Annotated in this window: 20 protein-coding genes; 4 read left to right on the top strand and 16 right to left on the bottom strand. The window is 67.4% G+C overall.

Going from position 1 to position 24997, the window contains the following annotated elements; translation table 11 throughout:
- Positions 1 to 77 precede the first annotated feature (77 nt).
- A complete protein-coding gene (locus WS87_RS34035) occupies positions 78 to 221 on the bottom strand; it encodes a hypothetical protein (RefSeq protein ID WP_006479318.1) in 144 nt (47 codons plus the stop codon).
- A gap of 214 nt (positions 222 to 435) precedes the next feature.
- Here WS87_RS34035 and WS87_RS20780 point away from each other — a divergent pair, with 214 nt between their 5' ends.
- The gene (locus tag WS87_RS20780; protein ID WP_059818810.1) at positions 436 to 1611 is read left to right on the top strand and encodes an acyltransferase family protein; all 1176 of its coding nucleotides are present in this window, start codon (positions 436 to 438) and stop codon (positions 1609 to 1611) included.
- A 206-nt stretch (positions 1612 to 1817) separates the two neighbouring features.
- On the opposite strand, the gene WS87_RS20775 is transcribed toward WS87_RS20780, so the two are convergent.
- The 3 genes from WS87_RS20775 to WS87_RS20765 are packed head-to-tail and all read right to left on the bottom strand — an operon-like array spanning position 1818 to position 7982.
- Positions 1818 to 4283, bottom strand: a complete 2466-nt coding sequence (locus WS87_RS20775) for a glycosyltransferase family 4 protein (protein WP_059818809.1) — start codon at positions 4281 to 4283, stop codon at positions 1818 to 1820.
- The gene (locus WS87_RS20770) at positions 4280 to 5746 is read right to left on the bottom strand and encodes a flippase (protein ID WP_059818808.1); all 1467 of its coding nucleotides are present in this window, start codon (positions 5744 to 5746) and stop codon (positions 4280 to 4282) included. Before WS87_RS20770 ends, WS87_RS20775 begins: the two co-directional genes overlap by 4 nt.
- 43 nt (positions 5747 to 5789) lie before the next feature.
- On the bottom strand, positions 5790 to 7982 hold the full coding sequence (locus WS87_RS20765; protein WP_059818807.1) for a hypothetical protein: 2193 nt from the start codon (positions 7980 to 7982) through the stop codon (positions 5790 to 5792).
- Between the two features lie 493 nt (positions 7983 to 8475).
- Between WS87_RS20765 and WS87_RS20760 the strand changes: the two genes are divergently transcribed.
- The 3 genes from WS87_RS20760 to WS87_RS20750 are packed head-to-tail and all read left to right on the top strand — an operon-like array spanning position 8476 to position 11574.
- Positions 8476 to 9540, top strand: a complete 1065-nt coding sequence (locus WS87_RS20760; RefSeq protein ID WP_059818806.1) for an acyltransferase family protein — start codon at positions 8476 to 8478, stop codon at positions 9538 to 9540.
- 35 nt (positions 9541 to 9575) lie between these two features.
- The gene (gene gmd, locus WS87_RS20755; protein WP_059524769.1) at positions 9576 to 10622 is read left to right on the top strand and encodes a GDP-mannose 4,6-dehydratase; all 1047 of its coding nucleotides are present in this window, start codon (positions 9576 to 9578) and stop codon (positions 10620 to 10622) included.
- Complete coding sequence (locus tag WS87_RS20750) at positions 10609 to 11574, top strand: NAD-dependent epimerase/dehydratase family protein (protein ID WP_059818805.1); 966 nt, start codon at positions 10609 to 10611, stop codon at positions 11572 to 11574. The genes gmd and WS87_RS20750 overlap by 14 nt, the downstream gene beginning before the upstream one ends.
- A gap of 96 nt (positions 11575 to 11670) precedes the next feature.
- On the opposite strand, the gene WS87_RS20745 is transcribed toward WS87_RS20750, so the two are convergent.
- The 12 genes from WS87_RS20745 to WS87_RS20690 form a co-directional block, all read right to left on the bottom strand.
- Positions 11671 to 12861, bottom strand: coding sequence for an O-succinylhomoserine sulfhydrylase (locus WS87_RS20745; protein ID WP_059525647.1), 1191 nt, complete (start codon positions 12859 to 12861; stop codon positions 11671 to 11673).
- 258 nt (positions 12862 to 13119) lie between these two features.
- Complete coding sequence (gene purF / locus WS87_RS20740) at positions 13120 to 14652, bottom strand: amidophosphoribosyltransferase (protein ID WP_059818804.1); 1533 nt, start codon at positions 14650 to 14652, stop codon at positions 13120 to 13122.
- 51 nt (positions 14653 to 14703) lie between these two features.
- Complete coding sequence (locus WS87_RS20735) at positions 14704 to 15198, bottom strand: CvpA family protein (protein WP_059524763.1); 495 nt, start codon at positions 15196 to 15198, stop codon at positions 14704 to 14706.
- Positions 15199 to 15204: 6 nt separating this feature from the next.
- Positions 15205 to 16053: an SPOR domain-containing protein gene (locus WS87_RS20730; protein ID WP_059818803.1), complete on the bottom strand. Its 849-nt coding sequence runs from the start codon at positions 16051 to 16053 to the stop codon at positions 15205 to 15207.
- Positions 16054 to 16082: 29 nt separating this feature from the next.
- Complete coding sequence (folC, locus tag WS87_RS20725) at positions 16083 to 17393, bottom strand: bifunctional tetrahydrofolate synthase/dihydrofolate synthase (protein ID WP_059818802.1); 1311 nt, start codon at positions 17391 to 17393, stop codon at positions 16083 to 16085.
- A 100-nt stretch (positions 17394 to 17493) separates the two neighbouring features.
- Positions 17494 to 18366, bottom strand: coding sequence for an acetyl-CoA carboxylase, carboxyltransferase subunit beta (gene accD / locus WS87_RS20720; RefSeq protein ID WP_044843820.1), 873 nt, complete (start codon positions 18364 to 18366; stop codon positions 17494 to 17496).
- Between the two features lie 64 nt (positions 18367 to 18430).
- The gene (trpA, locus tag WS87_RS20715; RefSeq protein ID WP_059818801.1) at positions 18431 to 19249 is read right to left on the bottom strand and encodes a tryptophan synthase subunit alpha; all 819 of its coding nucleotides are present in this window, start codon (positions 19247 to 19249) and stop codon (positions 18431 to 18433) included.
- 41 nt (positions 19250 to 19290) lie between these two features.
- Entirely contained in the window at positions 19291 to 20142 is an 852-nt protein-coding gene (locus WS87_RS20710; RefSeq protein WP_059524755.1) for a DNA-methyltransferase, read from the bottom strand.
- Positions 20143 to 20151: 9 nt separating this feature from the next.
- The gene (gene trpB, locus WS87_RS20705; RefSeq protein ID WP_059524753.1) at positions 20152 to 21345 is read right to left on the bottom strand and encodes a tryptophan synthase subunit beta; all 1194 of its coding nucleotides are present in this window, start codon (positions 21343 to 21345) and stop codon (positions 20152 to 20154) included.
- Between the two features lie 55 nt (positions 21346 to 21400).
- Positions 21401 to 22102: a phosphoribosylanthranilate isomerase gene (locus WS87_RS20700; RefSeq protein WP_059818800.1), complete on the bottom strand. Its 702-nt coding sequence runs from the start codon at positions 22100 to 22102 to the stop codon at positions 21401 to 21403.
- Positions 22099 to 22911 (bottom strand): tRNA pseudouridine(38-40) synthase TruA, encoded by an 813-nt coding sequence (gene truA / locus WS87_RS20695; protein ID WP_059818799.1) that lies wholly within the window; start codon positions 22909 to 22911, stop codon positions 22099 to 22101. Before truA ends, WS87_RS20700 begins: the two co-directional genes overlap by 4 nt.
- Positions 22911 to 24956 carry a FimV/HubP family polar landmark protein gene (locus WS87_RS20690; protein ID WP_059818798.1) on the bottom strand — a complete coding sequence of 682 codons (2046 nt, stop codon included), beginning with the start codon at positions 24954 to 24956 and terminating at the stop codon, positions 22911 to 22913. Before WS87_RS20690 ends, truA begins: the two co-directional genes overlap by 1 nt.
- Between the last annotated feature and the right edge of the window lie 41 nt (positions 24957 to 24997).

Genomic DNA, 24997 nt, shown 5'->3' with positions numbered 1-24997 from the left:
AATCCGCGAATCCGGTCGATATTGCCGAACCCGGCGCCGACACATAAACAAATTACCGATTTTCCGGATACAAATTCTTACGATTCGAATTCCTCGATATACGGGACGCCGCCCCGTTCGAGGCCCGGGCGAATCGGCTCGTTCTTCAGCGCCTCGCGGTACGCCGACAGCACGGCCATGACCAGCAGTACTGCCGCGCTCGCGATCCAATGCATGTCCATCTTGCCGCTCCTTGCATCAATCAACTGGAGCTTCAAGCTATCAGAAAAAAATCGGCAAATAATTGTGGCAGTGGCGAAACCGCTTTCAGACCGGAATAAAACCACCATCTGAAACATCATCATTTCCCGGCGAGATTTTTTTATTCATTCGGATCGAATTCTTGCGCATTACGATTGGACCATCCCCTTCATCCGTCGCAAGGAATCGAATCGCATGCAAGCTTTCAGCGGATCGTCTTTGACCGCGCCGCCCGTCGCCGACCACAAGGAACACGTGATCGACGCGATGCGCGGGTTCGCGGCGCTGCTCGTCGCCTATTTCCACTGCCGCCAGGTCGTCTGGGTCGGCATGCAGAGCTTCCATCACGCTTACGGTCATGCGCTGAACCCGAGCGTGATCGCCGGCTACCTGACCTTCCCGTTCGCGTGGGGCTCCGCCGGCGTGCCGATCTTCTTCGTGATCAGCGGCTACTGCATCCACCGCAACGCGGCGCTCAAGCTCGCGGCCAACCCCGCATACCGGCTCGACGCGCCGAACTTCTGGGCGCGCCGCTTCGCGCGCATCTACCCGGTGCTGCTCGCCGCGCTGCTGTTCACGCTCGCGATGGACGCGGTCAGCCTGCAGATCGCGCCGGTCAGCCACAAGATCCGCGACGTCGGCCTCACCGCGTTCCTCGTGAACCTGTTCTCGCTGCAGGGCGTCGCCGGCTACACGTACGGGTCGAACGGCGCGCTGTGGACGCTGTCGCTCGAAGTGCAGTTCTATGCGATCTACCCGCTGCTGTTCGCGCTGCGCCGGCGCATCGGCATGCCGGCCATCGTGGCGGCCGTCGCGCTCGTCAACGTCGCGTCGGCGTGGCTGCTCGAACGGCACGACCTGCAGTTCTTCACGTCGTACTGGCTGTCCTGGACGGTCGGCGCGTGGATCGCCGACGTGCGCGCTCAGCCGTCGCGCGGCACGGCCGCCGTGCCGTCGCGCACGTGGTATCTCGCGGCCGCCGCGCTGCTGGCCGCGGGCTGCGGCGCGTTCCATTTCGGCCAGTACGGCGCGTTCCAGCTGTGGGCGGCCGGCTTCGCGTGCTTCCTGTACCGCGCGCTCGCCTGCCCGCCGCGCCCGACGCCGCTCTTGCGCGTGCTCGGCTGGTTCGGCGACTTCAGCTACTCGCTGTACCTGATCCATCTGCCGCTGTTCGTCTGCCTCGGCTCGGTGCTGTTCCACTCGGAACTGCAACTGTCGATCTGGCCGTCGATCGCGTTCATGGCCGCCGCGATTCCGGTCGCCTACGTGTTCTACCGGCTGTTCGAACGCCCCGCGATGATGTGGTCGGCCAGCCTGAAGCCGACGCGCGCCGCCCGCGTCGTCGCACCGGCGCCCGAACGGGCTGTCTGATTGCGCCGTTACGGCGCTCCCGGCCCCCGCGCGACCTCAAGTCGTGCGGGGGCATTTTCATGGGCGTGACGCGGCGTCACGTGCCGCCTGGGCGGCTGCACTACCGTCGCATCGCCCGCCCAAAAAGCAGAACCCTCATGCAGCACACCGCCGCATGAGGGCCCGTTTCCCGGCGCATGGCGTCGATTCGCGCCGGCGCGCCGCACCTACCGCTTCTTCGCCTTCGCGGCCTTCGCCGTATCCGCGAGGATCTTCTCGACCCGTTCCACATAGGTCGCGGTGCCGAACCGGCGCACCGCGGTCGCCCGCCCGCTCGCGACGAGCCGCTCGCGCAGCGCGGCGTCGTGCTGCAGCCTGCCCAGCGCATCGGCCAGCGCGGTCGCATTGCCCGGCTCGCACAGCAGCCCGTTTTCGCCGTCCTCGATGATCTCGACGACTCCGCCCGCGCGGGCCGCGACAACCGGTCGCCGTGCGAGCATGCCCTCGACGATCACGCGTCCGAACGGCTCCGGCGTGATCGACGTATGCGCGACCACGTCGACCGCCTTCATGCACGCGGCCACGTCGCGCTGGAAGCCGAGGAAGTGCACGCGATCGTCCATCCCGTGACGCGCGACGATCTCGTGCAGCTGCGCCGCGTATTCGTCCTCGCCGAACAGCGGCGCGCCGACCAGCACCACGTGCATGTCCGGATGGCGAGCCGCGGCCTCCAGCAGCAGGTGCTGCCCCTTCCAGTGCGCGAGGCGGCTGAACGAGCCGACCAGCCATGCATGCTCGGGCAGCCCGAAGCGCGCGCGCAGCGCGGCCTGGCTGGCCGTGTCCAGCGCGTCGAACGGTTCCGCCGAAATGCCGTTGAACACGACGTCGACGTGCTGCGGCGTGAAGCCCGTCAGCGCACGGAACGCCTGCGCGGACGCGTCGGAGTTCGCGATCACGCGCGTGACGCCGAACCGCGCGCAGTACTTGATCGCCATCAGTTGCTTGCTGCCGAAATGGTCGCCGCTGACGATGTCGCGCAGGTGCCAGACCACCGGCTTGCGCGCGAGCCGCCCGGCCAGCGCCGCGACCACCATCGCGCGCTGCGTGTTCGCGTAGATCACCTCGGCGCGGCGTGCGCGCCGCACGACGTCCCGCACGAGCGTGTAAAGCTGCTTCAACGCGCCGGCCGACACGCCGCCCTGCTTGCGCACCCCGGCGAGCGCGCCCTGGTCGAGCACGTCGACGCGCGCGCCGATCTCGTCGAGCGCCGCGCGGAACGGGCCATCGTCGAACAGCACCACGTCGGCGTTCGCGCGCATGTGCTTCATGATCTCCAGCAGCGACAGCTCCGCGCCGCCGAGCACGCCGCTCTGGTCCAGCACGAGCGTCGCCGGGCCGCGCGCGGGCGGCATCGGCGCGACGGCCGTGCCGCGCTGCGCGGTCGAGCCGGGCAGCGCCGCCTCCACGTAGTCGAGGAAGCGCCGCCGGAACGTGTCGGCGGAGAAGCGCTCTGCATTCGCGCGGCACGCGTGCGGCGTGAAGCGCTGCGGCGCGCGCTCGAAATCGTCGACCGCCGCGACGATTGCGTGCGGCGTCTGTTCGTCGAAGAACAGCCCGGTCGGATTCGCGTGCGTGCGCGGTTCGAGCACCGTCTCGAGCGCACCGCCCTTGCCGTAAGCGATCACGGGCGTGCCGCACGCCTGCGCCTCGACCACCGAGATCCCGAAATCCTCCTCGGCCGCGAACACGAACGCCTTCGCGCGCCGCATCCGGTCGTGCAGCACCGCGAACGGTTGATAACCCATGATCTCGACGTTCGGGCCGGCCTTCGCGCGGATCTTCTGCATCTCGGGGCCGTCGCCGATCACCACGAGCTTGCGCTCCGGCGTGCGCGAGAACGCTTCGACGATCAGGTCGATCTTCTTGTACGGCACCATCCGCGACGCGGTCAGGTAGAAATCGTCCTTCGCCTCGTTCAGCGAGAAGCCGTCGACGTCGACCGGTGGGAAGATCACCGCCGCGTCGCGGTGATACACCTTGCGGATGCGTCGCGCGATGAACGCGGAGTTCGCGACGAAGCCGTCGACCGCATTCGCGGTGCGCGTGTCCCAGTTGCGGATGTAATGCAGGATCATCCGCGCGAGCAGCGACTTCGGCCCGTGCGTGAGGTTCGACTGTTCCAGATACTGGTGCTGCAGGTCCCACGCGTAGCGGATCGGCGAATGCACGTAGCTGATGTGCATCTGGTCCGGCCCGGTCAGCACGCCCTTCGCGACCGCATGGCTGCTGGAGATCACGAGATCGTAGTCCGACACGTCGAGCTGCTCGATCGCGAGCGGCATCAGCGGCAGGTAGCTGCGGTACTTGGTGCGCGCGAACGGCAGTTTCTGGATGAACGAGGTCGTCACCCGCTTGCCGCGCACGAACGCGCGATCGTCGAGAAAATCGACGAGGCTGAACAGGTCGGCATCGGGGAAGCACGCGACGATCTGTTCGAGCACGCGCTCGGCGCCGGCGTATGTGACGAGCCAGTCGTGGACGATCGCCACGCGCAGCGGGCGCGACGCATCGCGTGCGCCCGCCTGCCCGGCCGGTTCGGTCCGGCGCAGCGCGGCGGTGTCGCCGGCTTCGGCCACGGCGGCATCGGCCGTGGCGAGGTTCAGGATGGCGTGTTCCGCCAGATCGCGATTCATACGGTTTTCCTCGCATTGAGACGGACGAACAGGTCGCGCACCAGCGCGCGCAGGGCCGGCGTCATCGTGAGCGACCACGCAAGGTTCAGCACCAGCACGACCGCGCAGAGGCCGATCGACTCGCCGAGCCCCGACCACGCCTGCGCGAGAAACAGGCTCGCGAGCAGGAAGGCGAGATGCGCGAGCATATCGAGCACGATTGCGCGCATCCGGATCGCCGACAGGTAAAGCAGCACGCCGTAATCGACCAGCGCGCGGGTCGCGACGACCACCGCCGCGCCGATCAGCCCGAAGTGATGAATGCCGAACCACAGGCCGCCGACGAAGAACGGCATCTCGACGAGCCCGGCGAACGCCGCCCGGGCCGGATTGACCTGCGACTGGATCAGGATTCGCGTGACGCTCGCCTGGCCGACGAGCCAGACGCTGATCACCAGCACGCGCCCGACCGGCGCCGAATGCGCGGCGAGATCGGCGCCGACCCACAATGTGAGGAACGGTGCGAGCGCGAAGATCGCGACGATGCCGACCGGCGTGAACACGCCGTTCAGGAATTCGAGCGACTGGCGCGCGAGCGTGTCGGCATGCTCACGGCCGACCGCGGACAGGCGCGGAAACAGCGTGCGCACCAGCGCGTTCGGCAGCATGTTCAGCCGCGTGACGAGGTTCTGCGGAACCGTGTAATAGGTGACGAACTTCGCGCCCATGCCGGCGCCGAGCATCACGCGGTCGAGCGTGTCGGCGATCATGCTCGTCGTGCTCGCGATCAGCATCCAGCCGCCGAAGTTGAACAGCCCTTTCGCGGTGCCCCACTGCGGCGGGTCGATGCGCCGGATGCCGAGCACCTTGATGCTTGCGTGACCGAGCATCACCGCCGCGATCAGCCGCGCGAGGACGGCCGCGGCCAGCACCGTCTGCAGGTTCGGCGCGATCCACCATGCGGCGCCGAGCGGCAGCAGCTGGAACAGGAACGTGCCGATCGTCTGGTTCGTGTTGAACACGCCGAACCGTTCGGCCCCGTTGATCGCGCCGGCGAACACCCACGACACGTTCGCGAGCGGAATCGCGAGCGCGAGCCACGGCAACGCGAGATACACCTCGTGCTGCATCGCCGCCGACACCTTCGTGAAATACGCGGTATAGACGAACGCGCCGAAATAGATCAGCAGGCCGCCGACGATGCCGGTGCCGAGGTTCAGCCAGAACGCGCTCCAGAAGACCCGCGCGCTTTCGTCCGCGTTGCCGCTCGCGAGCGCCTTCGAGATGTGGTTCTGCGCGGCCATGCTCATCCCGAGATCGAGGATCCCGAAATAACCGATCAGCGTCCACACGAGGCTGACGACGCCGTAGCGTTCGACGCCCAGCGCGTGGATGTACGCGGGCACCGTCACCAGCGACACGAAGGTCGGCAGGATCAGCCCGATGAAGTTGATCGAAACGTTCTTGAGTATGCCTTTGTCCATGCTTCTGCCTTGTGTGACGCCAACGACGACGGCGCGCCGCCCGTCACGGTTTCCAGCGATACATCAGCACCTTGCCGCGCGCGTCTTCCTCGACGAACACCAGGTATTCGCCGTTCTCGCGCCGGAACGCGCTGATGCCGAACGGCACGTCGACCCAGCCCGACGCCTTGCCGACCTCCGCGCCCGGGCTCATCACGCCGACTTCCTTGCCGGTTTCCTTGTCGTACACGTGGATCTTGCCGACCGGCTCCACCGTGAAGATGTAGCGGCCTTCGACCGTGATGCCGATCAGGTCGAGGATCGGCTTCGCGTCGAGCTGCCACGGCAGCGCGACCGTATAGCGCACCACCGGCGAGCCGGTCGACCACTTGTCGAAGCGCACCAGCACGCGGCCGACTTCCTTGTTGATGCCCGGCTGCGGCGGCGCGTCGGCCGTGTAGCCCGTCACGTACAGCGTGTCCGTCTGCGGCTCGTAGATCGCGCGGCGCAGCTGCGTGAACGGCTGCGGCATCGGATAGGTCGTGACCTTGTCGTACGAGTAGATCGGGTTGCCGGCCTTGTCGACGCCGCCATAGGCGAAGCGATGAATTCCGCGCACGTCGCTCGTGCGCCAGATGTCGCCCTTCGTGTCGACCCACCAGCCCCAGCCGCCCGCCTTTGCCTTGCCGGTCGTGTTGGTCGTGAATTCGTCCTCGTCGAGCCGGCCGTTGCCGTTCGCGTCGCGCCAGATCCAGTCGCCGCCCGGCGGCTTGTTCGGTACCTTGTCGACCGGCCGCGCGCGGCCCGCGATCAGGCCCGACGGAATCGCGACCTCGCCGTCGCGCTTCGCGTCGAAGCGGTAGATCTTCAGGTGGTCGGCGTACATGTCGGTCAGGTACAGGAACGTGCGGCCGTCGACGCGCCGCGCGAACGGCATGCCGGGATACTGGTCCGTGTGGAACACGGGATCGTCCGGATACTTGAAGCGGTTCGACAGGAAGCCGGCGTATTTCCAGTCCTGGCCAGGCGGCTTCGACAAATCGAGCTCGAAGCGTTTGTTGCCCGTATACACACTGTTCGGCCGCGCCGGATCGAGCCACGCGCCGTCGACGAACAGCAGCCCCTGCACCTGCCAGCGCAGCTTGCCGTCCGGCGTATAGCTCTCGAGCACCGCGCCGAGCCCCGCGCCGATCGTGTCGTGACGCGGCCCGATGCCGTTCATCGACACGTACACGTTGCCCGCGCGATCGACGCCCACGCCCGTCAGCCCGTTGAAGCGCTGCGGCCCCGGACGGCCGGGCACCGGGCCCGCGAAGATTCCGCCTCGCTCGCCGAGCGTGCCCGACGGCGCATAGCCCTTGCCGCCTTTCGAGAAGATCAGCACCTGCTGGCGCGGCCCGTTGTCCGCGACCAGCACGCGCCCTTTCGCGTCGACCGCCACGTCCACCGCCTCGGTGCCGTCGGGCAGCGCAGGCGCGTCGTCGAGCTTGCGGCCGTCCGCGCGCACGTGCACGAGGCGCGCGGGCCCGCCGATCGTATCGGTGAGCAGCCACAGCGTGCCGTCGCCGGCGAGCGCGATGCGGCCCGGCTCATGCGCGCTCCAGGTGGCCTTCTTCTGCATCGTCTCGGCGTCGTACACGTCCACCGCGTCATGCGACGGATTCGTCGAGAACAGCGTCTTGTCGTCGGCCGCGAGGCCGCCGACTTCCGCCTTCGCCTCGCCCACTTCCGACCGGGCCGGGGCCGGCACCTCGTTGACCATCATGAAGCTGGCGGCCATGCGCGCGCGGCCGGCATCGGCGCGCCCGCCCGGCGCGACCTGCGGCGCGGCGCGGAACGGCGCCGGCTGCTTCATGTCGCCGATCGTGCGGCGCGAAATGCCGAACCACTGCTTGCCCTTGTCCGGCCAGATGCCGGGCGACTGCAGATGGCCGCGCTCGTTGCCGACGCCGATCGCGACGTACGCATACTTGCCGTTCACTGCGACCGCGTTGCCGCCGAGGTTGCCCCAGCCGTGCGTGCCGCCGGCGAAGCCGAGCATCTTCCCGTCCTGGTAGACGCTCGCCTCGGCGCCGCTCTCGTCCCACGGCGCGTTCGTATACACCTTGCCGTCGGGCGTTACCGCGATCGCGCGAATGTCGATCTGCGTCCAGCTGCCGTCGCCATAGCCGAACGTGTTGCCGATCCACGACGTGGTCGCGGGCAACACGGTTTCAGCCGATGCGGCGCTCGCGGACAGCGCCGCGCATACCGTCATGCCAACCAGAATCAGACGTCGCAATGCGCTCTCCAGACTCGATGCGGAAGCGACCGGCGGCGCGGCATGCTGCCTGCACTCGATGCCCTGTCGCTAAATAGGTTTCAAACGTCGCGATGCAGGTTACAAGCAAAAATAATCACAAGAAATTTGGAAATATTTGGGGATGTTTCCACCTGAAATATCGATCCGGAACAACGAGAAATTGGCCCGGCAAAGCGGAAATATCGACCGCCTTTCACGCGGCAATCCGTAGAAAATGCCGTTCCAGCCCGCCCGCCGGGGCGCGTAGCCTGCAAACCTTTCATGTCGCGATTGAAACGACCGGCATTCGAATCTTTTCAGCCGGATAAATGACATGCGTTTTTTTGCCGATTTCTTTTCCCTAGAATCGATTTCGATTCAATATTTCATTTAAACGCATGCATTACGTTCACGCATCGGATGCGCGGCGCGCCACGGCATCGGCCGCGCGTCGCGAAGGAGCGGCGCGATGACGGGCATCTCGCGCACCGCCGACCTCGCCCCGCCGCAACACGGCCGCATCGTGCAGCTCGACGGGCTGCGCGCGATCGCCGTCGGCGCCGTGTTCCTGCAACATGCGCTGAAGGCGCCGCTGTGGATGGGCGTCGACCTGTTCTTCGTGCTGAGCGGCCTGCTGATCACCGGCATCCTGCTCGATCGCAAGGCGCGCGGACAGTCGTACTTCAGCCACTTCTACGCGCGCCGCGTACGCCGGATCCTGCCGCCGTACGTGCTGCTGCTGGTCGTGTCGACGCTGCTGTTCGGCGCAAGCTGGCTGCCGCACTGGCCGTGGTTCGCGTTCTTCTCGACCAACATCGGGCTGTCGCTCGGCAGCATCGGTCACGACAGCCTGAACGTGCTGTGGTCGCTCGCCGTCGAGGAGCAGTTCTACATCTTCTGGCCGTTCGTCGTGCTGTGGTGTTCGGAACGCGCGCTGCTGTGGATCGCCGCCGCGCTGATCGTCGCGGCGCCCGTGCTGCGCGCGATCGCGACGCCGTGGTTCGATTCGTTCTGGCCGATCTACTACCTGACGCCGTTCCGGATGGACCTGCTCGCCGCCGGTGCGCTGCTCGCGATCGTGCTGCGCCGCGACCGGCGCGCGCTGGAGCCGTTCTATCCGCTCGCGATCGTCGGCGCGCTCGTGGCGCTCGCGATCCTCGGCTGGCTGCACCTGTCGTTCCCGCGTTTCCGCGCGGCGAACACGCCGCTGTCGAACGCCGCGCTCTACAGCGTCTCGCTGCTGCTGTGCACGTCGATCGTCGTGATCGCGCTGCGCGGACGCGGCTTCGTCCAGCGCGCGCTGACGAACCCGCTGCTCGTGTACGTCGGCACCGTCAGCTACACCGTCTACCTGATTCACCTGAGCGTGCTGTACGCGCTGTGGCCGCTGCACCTGAACCGCTTCGTCACGGCCGCGCTCGCCCTCGCCATCACGCTCGCGTACGCCACCGTGAGCTGGTACGGCTTCGAGCGGCGCCTGACGCGCGGCCCCGCACGCGCCACGGTGCCCGCCGCCGCGCGCACGACCGCCTGAATTTCTCAATCCATCGATTCGACCAGGACATTGCCATGAGCCAAACTCGCAAGAAGGCCATCATCACGGGGATCACCGGGCAGGACGGCGCCTACCTGACCAAGCTGCTGCTCGACAAGGGCTACGAGGTCACGGGCACCTACCGCCGCACCAGCTCGGTGAACTTCTGGCGCATCGCCGAGCTCGGCGTCGACACGCACCCGAACCTGTCGCTCGTCGAGCACGACCTGACGGATGCCGGCTCCAGCCTGCGGCTGCTCGAACGCACGCAGCCCGACGAGCTGTACAACCTGGCTGCGCAGAGCTTCGTCGGCGTGTCGTTCGATCAGCCGGCCACGACCGCCGAGGTCACCGGCATCGGCCCGCTGAACCTGCTCGAGGCGATCCGCGTGGTGAGCCCGAAGACGCGCTTCTACCAGGCATCGACGTCCGAGATGTTCGGCAAGGTGCAGGCGATTCCGCAGACTGAAACGACCGCCTTCTACCCGCGCAGCCCGTACGGCGTCGCGAAGCTGTACGCGCACTGGATGACCGTGAACTACCGCGAGTCCTACGACCTGTTCGGCTGCAGCGGCATCCTGTTCAACCACGAATCGCCGCTGCGCGGCCGCGAGTTCGTCACGCGCAAGATCACCGACACCGTCGCGAAGATCAAGCTCGGCAAGGCGACCAAACTCGAACTCGGCAACCTCGACGCCAAGCGCGACTGGGGCTTCGCGCTCGAATACGTCGAAGGGATGTGGCGGATGCTGCAGGTCGACGAGCCCGACACCTACGTGCTCGCGACCAACCGCACCGAGACCGTGCGCGACTTCGTGCAGATGGCGTTCGCGGCCGCCGGCTATCAGATCGAATGGACCGGCAAGGGCGAACAGGAACGCGGCCTCGACGCATCGAACGGCAACGTGCTCGTCGAAGTGAATCCGAAGTTCTACCGCCCTGCCGAAGTCGACCTGCTGATCGGCTGCGCGGACAAGGCAAAATCCAAGCTCGGCTGGGCGCCGGAAACGACGCTCGAGCAGCTTTGCCAGATGATGGTGGAAGCGGACCTGACGCGGAATCGTCACCATGACACGTACTGATGCCGGACGCTCGTCGCGCCGTGCGTTCGTCACGGGCCTGACGGGCTTCACCGGCCGCTACATGGCGCAGCGCCTCAAGGCGGCCGGCTACGACGTGTGGGGCACCGTGGCGCCCGGCGCGGCGCGGCCGGACGATCCGGCATTCGCGAACTGCACGCTGCTGCCGGTCGACCTGCTCGACGCGCACGCGATGCGCGCCGCGGCCGCCGATGCGCGACCCGATGCGGTCGTGCATCTGGCTGCGCGTGCGCACGTCGCGCAGGACGAGCCGTCGCAGACTTACGCGGTCAACATCGTCGGCACGCGCAACCTGCTGGCCGCGCTCGCGGGCCTCGACCGTCGTCCGTCGGCGGTGCTGCTCGCCAGCAGCGCGAACATCTATGGCAATTCGACGGCCGGCGTGCTCGACGAAACCGTCGCACCCGCCCCTGCAAACGACTATGCGGTCAGCAAGCTCGCGATGGAATACGCGGCGAAGCTATGGGCCGACCGCCTGCCGATCGTGATCGCGCGGCCGTTCAACTACACCGGCGTCGGCCAGGACGATGCGTATCTGCTGCCGAAACTCGTGTCGCACTATGCGCGCAATGCGCCGCGCATCTCGCTCGGCAATCTCGACGTGAGCCGCGATTTCTCCGACGTGCGCGACGTGACGGCCGCCTATCTGAAGCTGCTCGAAGCCGCGCCGGCCGGCGAGACGTTCAACGTCTGCTCGGAGCGCGCGTATTCGCTGAAGGAAGTGCTGGCGATGCTGTCGCGGATCGCCGGTTACGTGATCGACGTGACGATCGATCCGCGTTTCGTGCGGCACAACGAGGTGAAGCGACTGAGCGGGTCGCGCGACAAGCTGCGGCGCGCGGTGGGCGAGCTGCCGGTGACGCCGCTCGACGACACCCTGCGCTGGATGATGGAAGCGATGCGCGACGTGCCGCAGTCCGCGCAGGCCGGCTGATTCCGTCAACGCGCGCGACGCAGGCCAAAAGAAAACGGGCCGCTCGATCTGATCGAGCGGCCCGTCTCATGTCGGCCTTGAAACCTGCCGCCGCGCTCAGCCTTCGAGGCCGCGCGCGAGATCGTTGCGCAGGTCGCCCGCGTTTTCCAGACCGACCGCGAGGCGGATCAGCCCTTCGGTGATCCCCGCGGCCGCACGCGCTTCAGGCGTGACGCGAGCATGCGTCGTCGTCGCCGGGTGCGTGATCGTCGTGCGCGTGTCGCCGAGGTTGCCGGTGATCGAGATCAGCTTCGTGCCGTCGATCACGCGCCACGCATTCGCGCGCTGCTGCTCGGGCGTGTCACCCTTCAGCTCGAACGACACGATCGCGCCGCCCGCCTTCTGCTGGCGCTTCGCGAGTTCGTGCTGCGGATGCGATTCGAGCCCCGGATAGAACACGCGCGCGACGGCCGGATGCGAATCGAGCCAGCGCGCGATTTCGAGCGCGTTCGCCGACTGCTTCTCGACGCGCAGCGACAGCGTCTCCATCCCCTTCAGCAGCACCCACGCGTTGAACGCCGACAGCGTCGGCCCCGCGCTGCGCACGAACGGGAACACCTTGCCCATGATGAATTCCTTCGAGCCGACCAGCGCGCCGCCGAGCACGCGGCCCTGCCCGTCGAGGAACTTCGTCGCCGAGTGCATCACGACGTCCGCGCCGAGCTTCAGCGGCTGCTGCAGCACCGGGCTGCAGAAACAGTTGTCGACGACGAACAGCGCGTTCGCGGCCTTCGCGATCTTGCCGATCGCCTCGATGTCGGCGAGTTCGGTCAGCGGGTTCGACGGCGTTTCGAGGAAGAACATCTTCGTCTCGGGCCGCACCGCTTCCTGCCATGCATTCAGGTCGGTCGGATCGACGAAGGTCGTCGTGATGCCGAACTTGCTGAAGATCTGCGAGAACATCCCGAGCGTCGAGCCGAACAGGCTGCGCGAGCTGACGAGGTGATCGCCCGCCTGCAGCGCGGACATCACGACCGACATGATCGCGGCCATGCCCGACGCCGTCGCGATGCAGGCCTCGCCGCCTTCGAGCGCGGCGAGACGATCCTGGAACATGGTGACGGTCGGGTTCGTGAAGCGCGAATAAGTGAAATAGTCTTCCGAATTCGCGAAGCGCTCGGCCGCCTCGGCCGCGCTCGTGAAGCAGAAGCTCGACGTGAGGAACAGCGCTTCCGAATGCTCGTTGAAGTTGCTGCGCAGCGTGCCCGCGCGCACGGCGAGCGTGTCGAAGTTGAGGGAGTCGTCCATGTTCCGTTTTCCGTATTCGAGGGTCGCGCCGCGGGTCATGCATCGGGCGCGCACCCAGCCACAAAATCAGGCCAAAACAAAAAGCCCGCTATGCGTCGGCATCAGCGGGCTTCGGTGCGGTACGACAGCGATCGACTCGGGCCGGCTGCCGCCGGCCTTCGCTTTAGCTGTTTTGGGAAGTCGCCCCGCGTCCGCAAGCTGAATCAAATCGACGCAAGGCGCCATCCTATCACGCTTCGTCGGAAGCGTGCGCCGGCATCACTCGACCGACAGTTGCAGGTTCATCTGCGAACGCGCGGCATCGCCGGCCGTGTCGCGATCGGCCTGCGACGCCGGTGCGAGACGCGCGCGCTCGATCGCATCGAGGTACTCGGGCGTCACGGCGCCGGTGATGTAGTTGCCGTCGAAGCACGACGCCTCGAAGCGCTCAAGCTTCGGGTTGATGTCGCGCACCGCGCGGCGCAGGTCGTCGACGTCCTGATAGATCAGGTAGTCGGCGCCGATGATCTTCGCGACTTCATCGTCGGTGCGGCCGTGGGCGACCAGCTCACCGCGCGTCGGCATGTCGATGCCGTACACGTTCGGGAACTTCACGGGCGGTGCCGCCGACGCGAAGATCACCGACTTCGCGCCCGCATCGCGCGCCATCTGCACGATCTCGTGCGAGGTCGTGCCGCGCACGATCGAGTCGTCGACGATCAGCACGTTCTTGTCCTTGAACTCGATGCTCATCGCATTGAGCTTCTGGCGCACCGACTTCTTGCGCACGGCCTGGCCCGGCATGATGAAGGTGCGGCCGACGTAGCGGTTCTTGAAGAAGCCTTCGCGATACTCGACGCCGAGCTTCGCGGCGACCTGCATCGCGGCCGGACGCGACGAATCGGGAATCGGCATCACGACGTCGATCGGCACGTTCGGCAGCTCGCGCTTGATCTTCTCGGCGAGGTAATCGCCCATGCGCAGGCGCACGTTGTAGACGGGCACGCCGTCGAGGCACGAATCCGGACGCGCGAGATACACGTATTCGAACATGCACGGATTCAGCGTCGGGTGCTCCGCGCACTGCTGGCTGTGGAAGTTGCCGGCCTTGTCGATGAAGATCGCTTCACCCGGCTGCACGTCGCGCACGAATTCGAACCCGATGCCTTCGACCGCCACCGACTCCGACGCAACCATCCACTCGGTGCCGTGTTCGGTCTCGAGCTTGCCGATGCAGAGCGGGCGGATGCCGAATGGATCGCGGAACGCGAGCAGGCCGTAGCCGGCGATCAGCGACACGATCGCGTACGAGCCCTGCAGGCGGCGATGCACGCCCGCGACCGCCTTGAACACCGCGGCCGGATCGAGCTCGAGGCCCGTCGTCGACAGCTGCAGCTCGTGCGCGAACACGTTGAGCAGCACTTCGCTGTCGGAATTGGTGTTGATGTGCCGGCGGTCGATCCGGAACATCTCGTCCTTCAGCTGTTCCCAGTTCGTCAGGTTGCCGTTGTGCGCGAGGATGATCCCGAACGGCGCGTTCACGTAGAACGGCTGCGCCTCGGCTTCGCTCGACGCCGAGCCGGCCGTCGGATAACGGACCTGGCCGATGCCGAAGGTGCCGGGCAGGCTGCGCATGTTGCGCGTGCGGAACACGTCGCGCACCATGCCGTTCGCCTTGTACATGTGGAAATTGCTGCCGTCCGCCGTCGCGATGCCCGCTGCGTCCTGACCGCGATGCTGCAGCAGCAGCAGGCTGTCATAGATCAGCTGATTGACCGGGGATTGGGAGATAACACCTACGATGCCGCACATGGCATGTCCTTCAAGATGACAAAATCGGTTCCGTCCTGCCCGGCCGCGTCGTCACACGCGCACATACTGGGCCATGCCGTCGGGCAGGAGCTGCTTCAGCTCGTGCACGCCCTGTTCGGCGAAAGGACGCAATAGCGCATTGCGCCAGAAATCCTGTTTGGGCAATTCGGTCAGCCCGGCCGCCGCGACCAGCAGCACCACCAGCACGCAGCCGCGGACGAGCCCGAACATCATGCCCAGCGAGCGATCGACTCCGCCGAGGCCCGTCGCCTGCGCGATTCGCGACAACAGCGCGTTCGCGACACCCGCGACGAACACCACGCCGATCACGATCAGCGCGAACGCCAGCACCCACTGTGTCAGCGCACCGCCCGGCCAGTTCGCCGGGATATACGGCACGACCAGTCCGACATAGCGGGCCGCGATCGCAATCGCCGCGATCCAGCCGATCAACCCGAAAATCTCCGAGACGAAACCGCGCCATGCGCCACGCAGCGCAGACAACGCGATCACCGCCAATACAGCGTAGTCGAAAGCCGTCAGCATCGCACGTTACTGCGTGAGTCCGGCTTCGCGCACCTTCGCGATCGCGGCGGACGCCGCCGCGCGATCCGCGAACGGGCCGGCACGCAGCAGTGTAGCCGTGCTGCCATCCGCCTGCTTGCGATGTTCGACATATGCGGGCACACCCGCCGATTTCAACTTGGTGGCCCACGAACGGGCCGTTGCGTCGTCCTTGAACGAACCGAGCTGCACCGCGAAGCGCGCACCGGCCGGCGACGCCGGCGACGATGCGTCGCCGCTGTCGGCCGCGGCATCGGCGTTCGCGACCGTCGCGGGCGCCGGTTTCGGCGCGGCCGGCTTCGGTGCGGGTGCGGCCGTGGCCGGCTTCGCAGCGGGCTTCGGCGGCGTCACGCTCGCCGTGGTCGTCGGGGTCGTGGTATCGGGCTTCGCGGCCGGCTTGGCTGCATCCTTGGCCGCGGGCGCGGGCACGGCCGCCACGGCGACATCGGATGCCGGCGGTTCGTCGTGCGCGACGCCCGCCTGCACGTCGGACGCATCGTCGTCGCGCGGTGCCACCGCCTGATGCGCGGGCCGGTTCGGGATGTCGATCGCGATGTCGTCCGTCACCGGCTTCGGGTGCGAATCGAGCACCATCGGCAGCACGATCACCGCGGCGACGACGAGCGCGATCGCGCCGACGAGACGCCGGCGGGCGCGTTGCTTTTCTGGAAGGGTCGGATCGAGGAGCAGTGCGTCCGATTCCGGACGCTCGGTGCGGCGCGTGCGTCGCTCGACGCGTTCAGTGCGCTCCGTGCGCACGTTCCGGGAGGCCCCGGTACGACCGCCGCGCCGCGGGGGCGCGTCGTCGTCTTTCTTGCCGAACGAGAAAATTCCCATGAATGGCTGAGTCCGAAACTGCCCGTCAGTCAGTGTTGCTGCGATTTCCGGTAGGCCATCACACCTGCCACCGTATGGAAACTGCCGAAAACCACGATTCTATCATTCTCGGATGCTCTTTTTAGTGCATCGCGAAACGCTTCGGCGGGCGACGCGAACCGCGTCACGCTCGAATCGGCCCCCTCCTCCACGCCGGCCTTGCGCAGCGCGGCTTCAAGCTGCTCCGCGCTCGCCGCGCGCGGCAGCGGCAGGTCGGTCACGCACCAGTGGTCGATCTCGCCCTTCAGATGCTGCAACACGCCATCGATGTCCTTGTCGTGCATCGCGCCGAACACCGCGTACGTGTACGGGAAGAAGCCCATGTTGCCGAGATTCTGCTCGAGCACGGCCGCCGCATGCGGGTTGTGCGCGACGTCCAGCACGATCGCCGGCTTGCCGGGCAGCACCTGGAAGCGCCCCGGCAGTTCGACGTTGGCGAGCCCGAGCCGGATGTCCTGCGCGGACACCGGCAGCACCGGGCGCAGCGCCTCGAGCGCGGCCAGCGCGGCCGATGCATTGATCAGCTGATTCGCACCGCGCAGCGCCGGATACGCGAGCGCCGGATAGCGCTTCTCGCGGCCGAGGTAGCTCCATTGCTGGCGTTCGGCGCCCGGCTGCGCTTCGTAGCGGAAATCGCGACCGACCAGCCACAGGTCGGCGCCGATCGCTTCGGCATGCTCGACCAGCGTGTTCGGCACCGCGGGATCGCCGCAGATCGCCGGCTTGCCCGCGCGGAAGATCCCTGCCTTCTCGAATGCGATCTTCTCGCGCGTGTCGCCGAGGTATTCGGTGTGATCGATGTCGATGCTCGTGACGATCGCGCAATCGGTATCGATGATGTTGACCGCATCGAGCCGGCCGCCGAGGCCGACTTCGAGGATCACCGCGTCGAGCCCGCGCGACGCGAACAGGTGCAGGATCGCGAGCGTCGTGAATTCGAAGTACGTGAGCGACACCGGCTCGGGCAGCGACGTGCGCGCCGCCTCGACGGCTTCGAAGTGCGGCAGCAGCTCGGCGTCGGTCACCTGCTGGCCGTTCACGCGCGCGCGCTCGCCGAATTCGAGCAGGTGCGGCGACGTGTGGCAACCGACCTTGTAGCCCGCATGAACGAGGATCGCCTCGAGGAACGCGCAGGTCGAACCCTTGCCGTTCGTGCCGCCGACCGTGATCACGGGGCACGCGAATTCGAGCTGCAACGCCGCCTTGACCTGCCCGATGCGGGTGAGGCCCATGTCGATGCCGACCGGGTGCGCGCGTTCGAGATGCGAAAGCCACGCGTCGAGAGTGGGAAAAGTGCTCATCGGATCAAATCTGAATCGGTACCGCCACTACGCCAAAAAACGAAACGCGCCGCCCGGCGGTTCAGCCGGGCGACGCGCGCAGTTCACAACGCCGCGCCAATCAGGCCAGCGCGTCGGCCGGCTGTCGCTGCAGCAGCGCGAGCAATTGCGCGATCTCGTCGCGCATCTTGCGGCGGTCGACGATCATGTCGATCGCGCCCGTCTTCAGCAGAAATTCCGCGCGCTGGAAGCCTTCCGGGAGTTTCTCGCGAACCGTTTGCTCGATCACGCGCGGGCCGGCGAAGCCGATCAGCGCCTTCGGCTCGGCGATCACGACGTCGCCGAGGAACGCGAAGCTCGCCGACACGCCGCCCATCGTCGGGTCGGTCAGCACCGAGATGAACGGCAGCTTGGCTTCGGCCAGCTTGGTCAGCATCGCGGTGGTCTTGGCCATCTGCATCAGCGACAGCAGGCTTTCCTGCATCCGCGCACCGCCCGACGCCGTGAAGCAGATGAACGGCACCTGCTGCTCCAGCGCATTCTGCGCGCCGCGCGCGAAGCGCTCGCCCACGACCGAGCCCATCGAGCCACCCATGAACGAGAATTCGAAGCAGGCCGCGACGACGGGCAGCGTGTGGATCGCGCCGCCCATCACGACCATCGCGTCGGTCTCGCCGGTTTCGTCCATCGCTTCCTTCAGACGATCGGGATACTTGCGGCTGTCCTTGAACTTCAGCGAGTCGACCGGCACGATTTCCTGGCCGATTTCATAGCGGCCTTCCGGATCGAGCAGCCCGTCGAGACGCTCGCGCGCACCGATGCGCATGTGGTGATCGCACTTCGGGCATACGTGCAGGTTCGCGTCCACGTCGTTGCGGTACAGCACAGCCTCGCAGGACGGGCACTTGACCCACAGGCCTTCCGGAATGCCCTTGCGGCTTTTCGGGTCGGTCTGCTTGATCTTCGGCGGCAACAGTTTGTCGAGCCAGCTCATCGTATGGTTTCCTGTTCCGTGGCGGGGCGGGCCGACCGGCCCGTTCCCGCTTCCTGTGTTGTGTTTATCGCGCCGTCTTGCCGGCGCCGTCCAGGGCGGCGCGCAGCTCGGCGATGAAAGTCTTCAGCGCGGCGGCGGCGCTTTCCGGCGCGGCGCTCTCGAGCAACTGCACCAGGCGGCTGCCGATCACGACGGCGTCCGACACTTCGGCCACCGCGCGCGCCGTTTCGGCGTCGCGGATGCCGAAGCCGACGCCCACCGGAACCGGCACGCGCGACTTGATGGCCGGGATTTTACCCGCAATGCTCGAAACATCCAGATTTCCGGCGCCGGTCACACCCTTGAGCGACACGTAGTACACGTAGCCGCTCGCGATCTTGCCCACGTCGGCGATGCGTGCGTCGGTCGACGTCGGCGCGAGCAGGAAGATCGGATCGATCTGCACGGCACGCATTTTCTCGGCGAACACGCCCGCTTCCTCGGGCGGATAGTCGACGACGAGCACGCCGTCGACGCCCGCCGCCTGCGCTTCGGTCGCGAACGTGTCGACGCCCATCCGCTCGATCGGGTTCGCATAACCCATCAGCACGACGGGGGTTTTCCGGTCGGTCTCGCGGAAGCGCTTCACGTCGGCGAGCACGCTCTTCAGCGTGACGCCGCGCGCGAGCGCACGCTCCGACGAGCGCTGGATCACCGGGCCGTCGGCCATCGGGTCCGAGAACGGCACGCCGAGCTCGATGACATCGGCGCCGCCTTCGGCGAGCGCGTGCATGAATTCGACGGTCTTCGCGGGATCGGGATCGCCGGCCGTAATGAACGGGATCAGGCCCTTGTGGCCTTGTTCGGCGAGTGCGGCGAAGGTCTGCTGGATACGGGAGGACATGGCAATTTTCCTTGATGCGATCGGCACTGCGGCGGCGCGACTCACGCGCACGCCGGCGTGGCGAGCGCGTTCACGCGCTCGTGCGCGATCGCGCAATAACTTTCGTTGATCTCGTAGCCGACGAAGTCGCGCCCCTGCCGTGCGCAGGCCACCGCGGTCGTGCCGCTGCCCATGAACGGATCGAGCACGCGGCCGCCCGGCGGGCAGCTTGCGAGCACCATCCGCTCGATGATTTCCAGCGGCTTCTGGGTCGGATGATCGACGCGCTCCGCGTGCTGCCGGTGCAGGCGCGAGACCGACCAGACGTCCTTCGGGTTGTAGCCCATCTCCAGCCACTTGCTGCCTTCGAACAGCTTGCGCGAGCGGGCCTTCTTCGTGTCGGCGTCGTACGGGATGCGGACCGGATCGAGATCGAAGTAATACGCCTTGGAAACCGCGAAAAAGCCGATGTTGTCGTGCACCGACGTGAAACGGCGCGTCGTGCCGCCCATGCTCGGCACGCGCCGGTCCCAGATGATCTCGTTGACCATCGTGAGCTTCGTCTTCAGGAAACTGAAGATTTCCGGCGCGTACTGCCACGTGCAGAAGATGTACATCGACCCGCTCGGCTTGAGCTTCGGGATCGCGAGTTCGAGCCACTCGCGCGTCCACGCGAGAAAGTCGTCGCCCGAGCGCTTGTCCGAGTCGTTGCCGTAGTCCTTGCCGAGCCCGTACGGCGGATCGGCGACGATCAGGTCGATCGACGCATCCGGCAGGCGCGCGGCTTCGGACATGAAATCGCGGTTGTGCAGCTCGATCCCGGACGGCAGCGCGCACGGCACGGCGACGGCGGACTGCACCGCCTCCGCTTCGCTCGCGGCACCGCCGCCCGGTTGTTCGATCAGGTCACGCATCGGTCGGGGTCAGAGCGCGATGCCCGATCGCTCGGCGACCGTGTGCATGTCCTTGTCGCCACGGCCCGACAGGTTGACGAGCAGGATCTTGTCCTTCGGCAACGTCGGCGCGAGCTTCACGCCATACGCGATCGCGTGGCTCGACTCGAGCGCGGGAATGATCCCCTCGATCCGGCAGCAGTCGTGGAACGCCTTCAGCGCCTCTTCGTCGGTGATCGGCACGTACTGCGCGCGGCCGCTGTCCTTCAGCCATGCGTGCTCCGGACCGACGCCCGGATAGTCGAGCCCGGCCGACACCGAATGCGTCTCGATGATCTGACCGTTGTCGTCCTGCAGCAGGTACGTGCGGTTGCCGTGCAGCACGCCGGGGCTGCCGGCGATCAGCGACGCCGCGTGACGGCCGGTGTCGAGGCCGTCGCCAGCCGCTTCGACGCCGATCAGCTGCACCGACGTGTCGTCGATGTACGGATAGAAGATGCCCATCGCGTTCGAGCCGCCGCCGACGCACGCAATCACCGCGTCCGGCTGCCGGCCGGCGAGTTCCGGCATCTGCACCTTGCACTCGTCGCCGATCACGCGCTGGAAGTCGCGCACCATCGCCGGATACGGGTGCGGGCCCGCGACCGTGCCGATGATGTAGAACGTGCTTTCGATGTTCGTGACCCAGTCGCGCATCGCTTCGTTCAGCGCGTCCTTCAACGTCCGCGAACCCGATTCGACCGGCACGACCGTCGCGCCGAGCAACTTCATCCGGTAGACGTTCGCGGCCTGGCGGCGCACGTCCTCGGCGCCCATGTAGACGATGCACTCCATCCCGAAGCGCGCGCAGATCGTCGCGGTCGCGACGCCGTGCTGGCCGGCGCCGGTTTCGGCGATCACGCGCTTCTTGCCCATCCGCTTCGCGAGCAGCGCCTGGCCGATGACGTTGTTGATCTTGTGCGCGCCGGTGTGGTTCAGGTCCTCGCGCTTCAGGTAGATCTGCGCGCCGCCGAGCATCTCGCTCCAGCGCTGCGCGTGATAGATCGGCGACGGACGACCGACGAAATACTTGAGTTCGCGCTCGTACTCGGCGACGAAATCGGGGTCATTGCGGAATTTTTCGTACGCCGTGCGCAGTTCGTCCAGCGCGTGAATCAGCGTTTCGGCGACGAACACGCCGCCATACGGGCCGAAGTGGCCGTGATCATCAGGAAGGTTGTACATGGTGTCACTCTCGATCGGTCGGCGCGCCCCGCTGTCGGGGCCGCACCGGCTTGCATCACCCGGCGTCCGCTTCGCGCACCGCGCGTACGAACGCCGCCATCCGGGCGTGATCCTTCACGCCCTTCGCGCCGTCCACTTCGATGCCGCTCGAGACATCGACAGCAAACGGGCGCAACTGGCGGATCGCATCACCGACGTTTTGCGCGTTCAAGCCACCACTCAAAACGGCCCGATGCGCGAGCTCTGCGGGAATAAGTGACCAATCGAAGACCTTGCCGCTACCGCCGTAATCCGGCACCAGGGTGTCGAACAGGAGGCCGCGCGCTTTCGAATAATGAAGAGCCGATTCTACCAAATCGGCTGGCTGCGTCGAGGGGCCGACGCGCACCGCGCGCAACCACGGCAGACGTGCCGTGCGGCCGAGGGCGTCGCACTGCTCGGGCGTCTCGTCTCCGTGGAATTGCAGCACCGTGAGCGGCACGTCGCGCACGACCGCCTCGATCTCGGCTTCGGTCGCGTTCACGAACAGCCCGACCACCGACATGAACGGCGGCGCGAGGCGTGCAAGCTCGGCCGCCTGCGCGATCGACACCGCACGCGGGCTCTTCGGATAGAACACGAGGCCGATCGCGTCGGCGCCGAGCGCGGCGGCGTGCAGCACGTCCTCGGGGCGCGACAGGCCGCACAGCTTGATGCGCGTGCGCGGCGCGAGGCCGGCCGCGGCGGGAGTCGGAGAAGACACGGCGTGATCCGTCATGGTTGTGGGTCCAGGTCGGCCCAGACGCTGCTCCACGGCACGCTGCCGAGCTGCGCGGGCGGGACGGCGAATTCCGCCGGGTAGCCGACATGGGCGAGGTACAGCCCGTCGGCCATGAACGTGGGCGCGGCGAGATTACGGTCGCGCCCGGCCAGCACATCGGCGAGCCACTCCGCCGGGTAGCGGCCGCGTCCGACCGCGACGAGACAGCCCATCAGGTTGCGCACCATGTGGTGAAGGAACGCGTTCGCGCGGAAGCGGAAATGAATGAAGTGGCCCGCACGCCGCACGTCGATCTGGTATAGGTGTTTGACCGGCGTCTTCGACTGGCATTCCGACGACCGGAACGACGAGAAGTCGTGCTCGCCGATCAGGTGCGCGGCGGCGACGCGCATTGCGTCGTCGTCGAGCGGCGTGTGGATCCAGCCGGCCCGGCCGGCCAGCATCGGCGAGCGCACGGGATGCACGTACAGCGCGTAGTAGTAGGTGCGTTCGAACGCCGAGAAACGCGCATGGAACGTGTCCGGCATCGGCTTCGCCCACTGCACGGAAACGGTCGGCGGCAGGAACGCGTTGGTGCCGCGCACCCACGAGAAATCCGCGCGGTCGAGGTCCGTGTCGAAGTGCACGACCTGCCCGAGCCCGTGCACGCCCGTGTCGGTCCGTCCCGCGACCGTCGTGTGCAGCGGCACGCACGCGAATTCGCCGAGCGCACGCTCGAGCGCATCCTGCACGGTCTTGCCGTGCGGCTGCGCCTGCCAGCCGCAGAACGCGGCGCCGTCGTACTGAATCCCCAGCGCGATCCGCATCACGCCTCTTCCGCCAGTTTCGCGAGCAGCGCGCGCGCATCGTCGCGCGTCGCGGCGTCGTTCGCATCGACGACTTCCTGCAGCAGCGTGCGCGCGCCGGACAGGTCGCCCAGCTCGACGTACTCGGACGCGAGATCCAGCTTGTTGCGTGCGATGCGCGCGAGCTCTTCCGGTGTCAGCGCGGGCAGCACGGCGCCCGGCGCGGACGGCAGGTCGAGATCGAAATCCAGCTTCAACGCGCCGAACTGCGCGCCGCCGAGCGGCGGCAGCGACGACGGCGCAGGCGCACCGCCCGCGTGCGGCGCGGGCGTTGCCGCATCCGGATCCCAGTCGAACTCGTCGTCCTGATCGGCCGGGTGCTCCGGCAACGGATCGTTCGCACCAACGGGCGGGTGCGACGCGGACTGACCGTTAGTTGCGATTTTCTCGCTTTCGGCTTGCCCTTCCCGAACGGCCGGCTCTTCCGCCGTACGCGGCGGCAGCGGCATATCGAGGCTGTTCAGCGCGCTGATCGCGTTCTGCATCAGTGCCGCGTGCTGATCGTCGTTCGTCGCCGGCGCGGCGGGTGCTTCGATCGACTGACCGGGCGTTGCCTCCGCGACGGGCTTCGCGTCGTGCGGTGCCGGCTCTGCGGCGGGCGTCAACGCGGCGGGCGCGGCCGGCGCTTCCTTTTGATCGTCTCGCGGCGTTGCCGCTTCCGGCGACGAAGGTACGTCGAGATCGCGCGTTTCGGCCACCTCTGCCGCTACCGCAGCGGCCGAAACAAGATTCACATCGGCGGCTGCGTCGCGTGCGACCGGTGTCTCGGGAAGAATCGGCGGCACGGGTTCGACCGGCGACGATGATGCGCCGGCATCCGAAGCAGCCGCCCCGCCGGATTCCGAGGCGACGGCCTCGGCGCGCCGCGCTTTCCGGCGCTTGCGCCATGCGAAGCCGGCTGCGAGAACGACCACCGCCGCGCCAGCCGCCGCGGCCGGGCGCCAGTCGATCTGTTCGGAAACACGCGCGGACGGCGTCGCCGTCACGGGCACGGCCGGCTGCACGGGGGCCGATGCCGGCTGCGCCGCACTGGCGGCCACGCCGGACGCCGCCTCGCTCGCGGCGGGCGACGACGCGGCAGCAGATGCGCCGTCATTCGCGGCGGGACGCGGGGCAGCAGGCGCCGGCGCGGGTGCAACGTTGTTCGTCGCGGCCGGCTTGCCGATTCCGTGTTTCTGCAGCTCCATCAGCACGCGATTCTTCAGCGCGAGCAGTTGCTGCAGGCTCGACGGCCGCGGCTGCGACGCGCCCGCGACGGGTACCGCCGCGGATGGTTCGTGCATGCCTTGAGCCTGGCCGCCTTGCGCGGGCTGGATGGCGGCTTCGCTCGCGGACGACGGAGTCGCGGACTGAATCGCGCCGCTCCACACGTGCGGCCCGCTTGCGCCGGCCGCAGGCGCGGCCGGCTGAACGGGCTCGACCGTCGACGCGCCATGCGTGGCGGACGCGCCGGTCGAAGCCGATGCCCCTGCCACGACTGCCGCCGCAGCGACACTTGCGCCGCTGACGGGTGCCGCATGAGCAGCCGGCGCCGTTTGCACGGCCGACCCCGGATGCGGCGCGGACGCGCCATGCTGCGTAGCCACAGCCGAAGCCGCGGCCGTACCCGACGCGGCGGCCACCGCGGACGCGACCGATGCACCTGACGCACCGGCCGCCGCGCCCGTCGCGTCGAGCGCCGGCACCGTCAGCGTCGCGCCGACTTTCAGGCGGCTCGGATCGCGCTTCATGAATGCCTGCGGGTTGGCGTCGAAAAGCGCGCGTCCGGCGCGCGCGAGCACGCCTGGATCGTGCGACTGCGTGGCCGCCTTCGCGAGATCGTTCAGCGACTGGCCGGGCTGGACCGTCACGGTGAGCGGCGCGGGGCCACCTGCGGCGGAAGCCGGCAGTTCGACGGTGCCGGCCGCCCAGGCCGACGCGGCCGCGCCGAGTGCCAGGATCGCCAGCGCGCCGCGCACGGCGCGCGACAGACGGGACTGACGCGGAAACAAGGAAATTCGGGACATCGTAGGCTCTATCGCCGCGCGCGGGCGCGGCTCGGATTCGC

Source organism: Burkholderia sp. MSMB0856 (assembly GCF_001524645.2).
Classification (GTDB): Bacteria; Pseudomonadota; Gammaproteobacteria; order Burkholderiales; family Burkholderiaceae; genus Burkholderia; species Burkholderia diffusa.
This window is presented reverse-complemented; position numbering and strand designations above follow the sequence as displayed.

Excerpts from the sequence above, each read along its gene's own strand:
- WS87_RS34035 (WP_006479318.1), bottom strand. The coding sequence starts at position 221 with ATGGACATGCATTGGATCGCGAGCGCGGCAGTACTGCTGGTCATGGCC.
- WS87_RS20780 (WP_059818810.1), top strand. The coding sequence starts at position 436 with ATGCAAGCTTTCAGCGGATCGTCTTTGACCGCGCCGCCCGTCGCCGAC.
- WS87_RS20775 (WP_059818809.1), bottom strand. The coding sequence starts at position 4,283 with ATGAATCGCGATCTGGCGGAACACGCCATCCTGAACCTCGCCACGGCC.
- WS87_RS20770 (WP_059818808.1), bottom strand. The coding sequence starts at position 5,746 with ATGGACAAAGGCATACTCAAGAACGTTTCGATCAACTTCATCGGGCTG.
- WS87_RS20765 (WP_059818807.1), bottom strand. The coding sequence starts at position 7,982 with ATGACGGTATGCGCGGCGCTGTCCGCGAGCGCCGCATCGGCTGAAACC.
- WS87_RS20760 (WP_059818806.1), top strand. The coding sequence starts at position 8,476 with ATGACGGGCATCTCGCGCACCGCCGACCTCGCCCCGCCGCAACACGGC.
- gmd (WP_059524769.1), top strand. The coding sequence starts at position 9,576 with ATGAGCCAAACTCGCAAGAAGGCCATCATCACGGGGATCACCGGGCAG.
- WS87_RS20750 (WP_059818805.1), top strand. The coding sequence starts at position 10,609 with ATGACACGTACTGATGCCGGACGCTCGTCGCGCCGTGCGTTCGTCACG.
- WS87_RS20745 (WP_059525647.1), bottom strand. The coding sequence starts at position 12,861 with ATGGACGACTCCCTCAACTTCGACACGCTCGCCGTGCGCGCGGGCACG.
- purF (WP_059818804.1), bottom strand. The coding sequence starts at position 14,652 with ATGTGCGGCATCGTAGGTGTTATCTCCCAATCCCCGGTCAATCAGCTG.
- WS87_RS20735 (WP_059524763.1), bottom strand. The coding sequence starts at position 15,198 with ATGCTGACGGCTTTCGACTACGCTGTATTGGCGGTGATCGCGTTGTCT.
- WS87_RS20730 (WP_059818803.1), bottom strand. The coding sequence starts at position 16,053 with ATGGGAATTTTCTCGTTCGGCAAGAAAGACGACGACGCGCCCCCGCGG.
- folC (WP_059818802.1), bottom strand. The coding sequence starts at position 17,393 with ATGAGCACTTTTCCCACTCTCGACGCGTGGCTTTCGCATCTCGAACGC.
- accD (WP_044843820.1), bottom strand. The coding sequence starts at position 18,366 with ATGAGCTGGCTCGACAAACTGTTGCCGCCGAAGATCAAGCAGACCGAC.
- trpA (WP_059818801.1), bottom strand. The coding sequence starts at position 19,249 with ATGTCCTCCCGTATCCAGCAGACCTTCGCCGCACTCGCCGAACAAGGC.
- WS87_RS20710 (WP_059524755.1), bottom strand. The coding sequence starts at position 20,142 with ATGCGTGACCTGATCGAACAACCGGGCGGCGGTGCCGCGAGCGAAGCG.
- trpB (WP_059524753.1), bottom strand. The coding sequence starts at position 21,345 with ATGTACAACCTTCCTGATGATCACGGCCACTTCGGCCCGTATGGCGGC.
- WS87_RS20700 (WP_059818800.1), bottom strand. The coding sequence starts at position 22,102 with ATGACGGATCACGCCGTGTCTTCTCCGACTCCCGCCGCGGCCGGCCTC.
- truA (WP_059818799.1), bottom strand. The coding sequence starts at position 22,911 with ATGCGGATCGCGCTGGGGATTCAGTACGACGGCGCCGCGTTCTGCGGC.
- WS87_RS20690 (WP_059818798.1), bottom strand. The coding sequence starts at position 24,956 with ATGTCCCGAATTTCCTTGTTTCCGCGTCAGTCCCGTCTGTCGCGCGCC.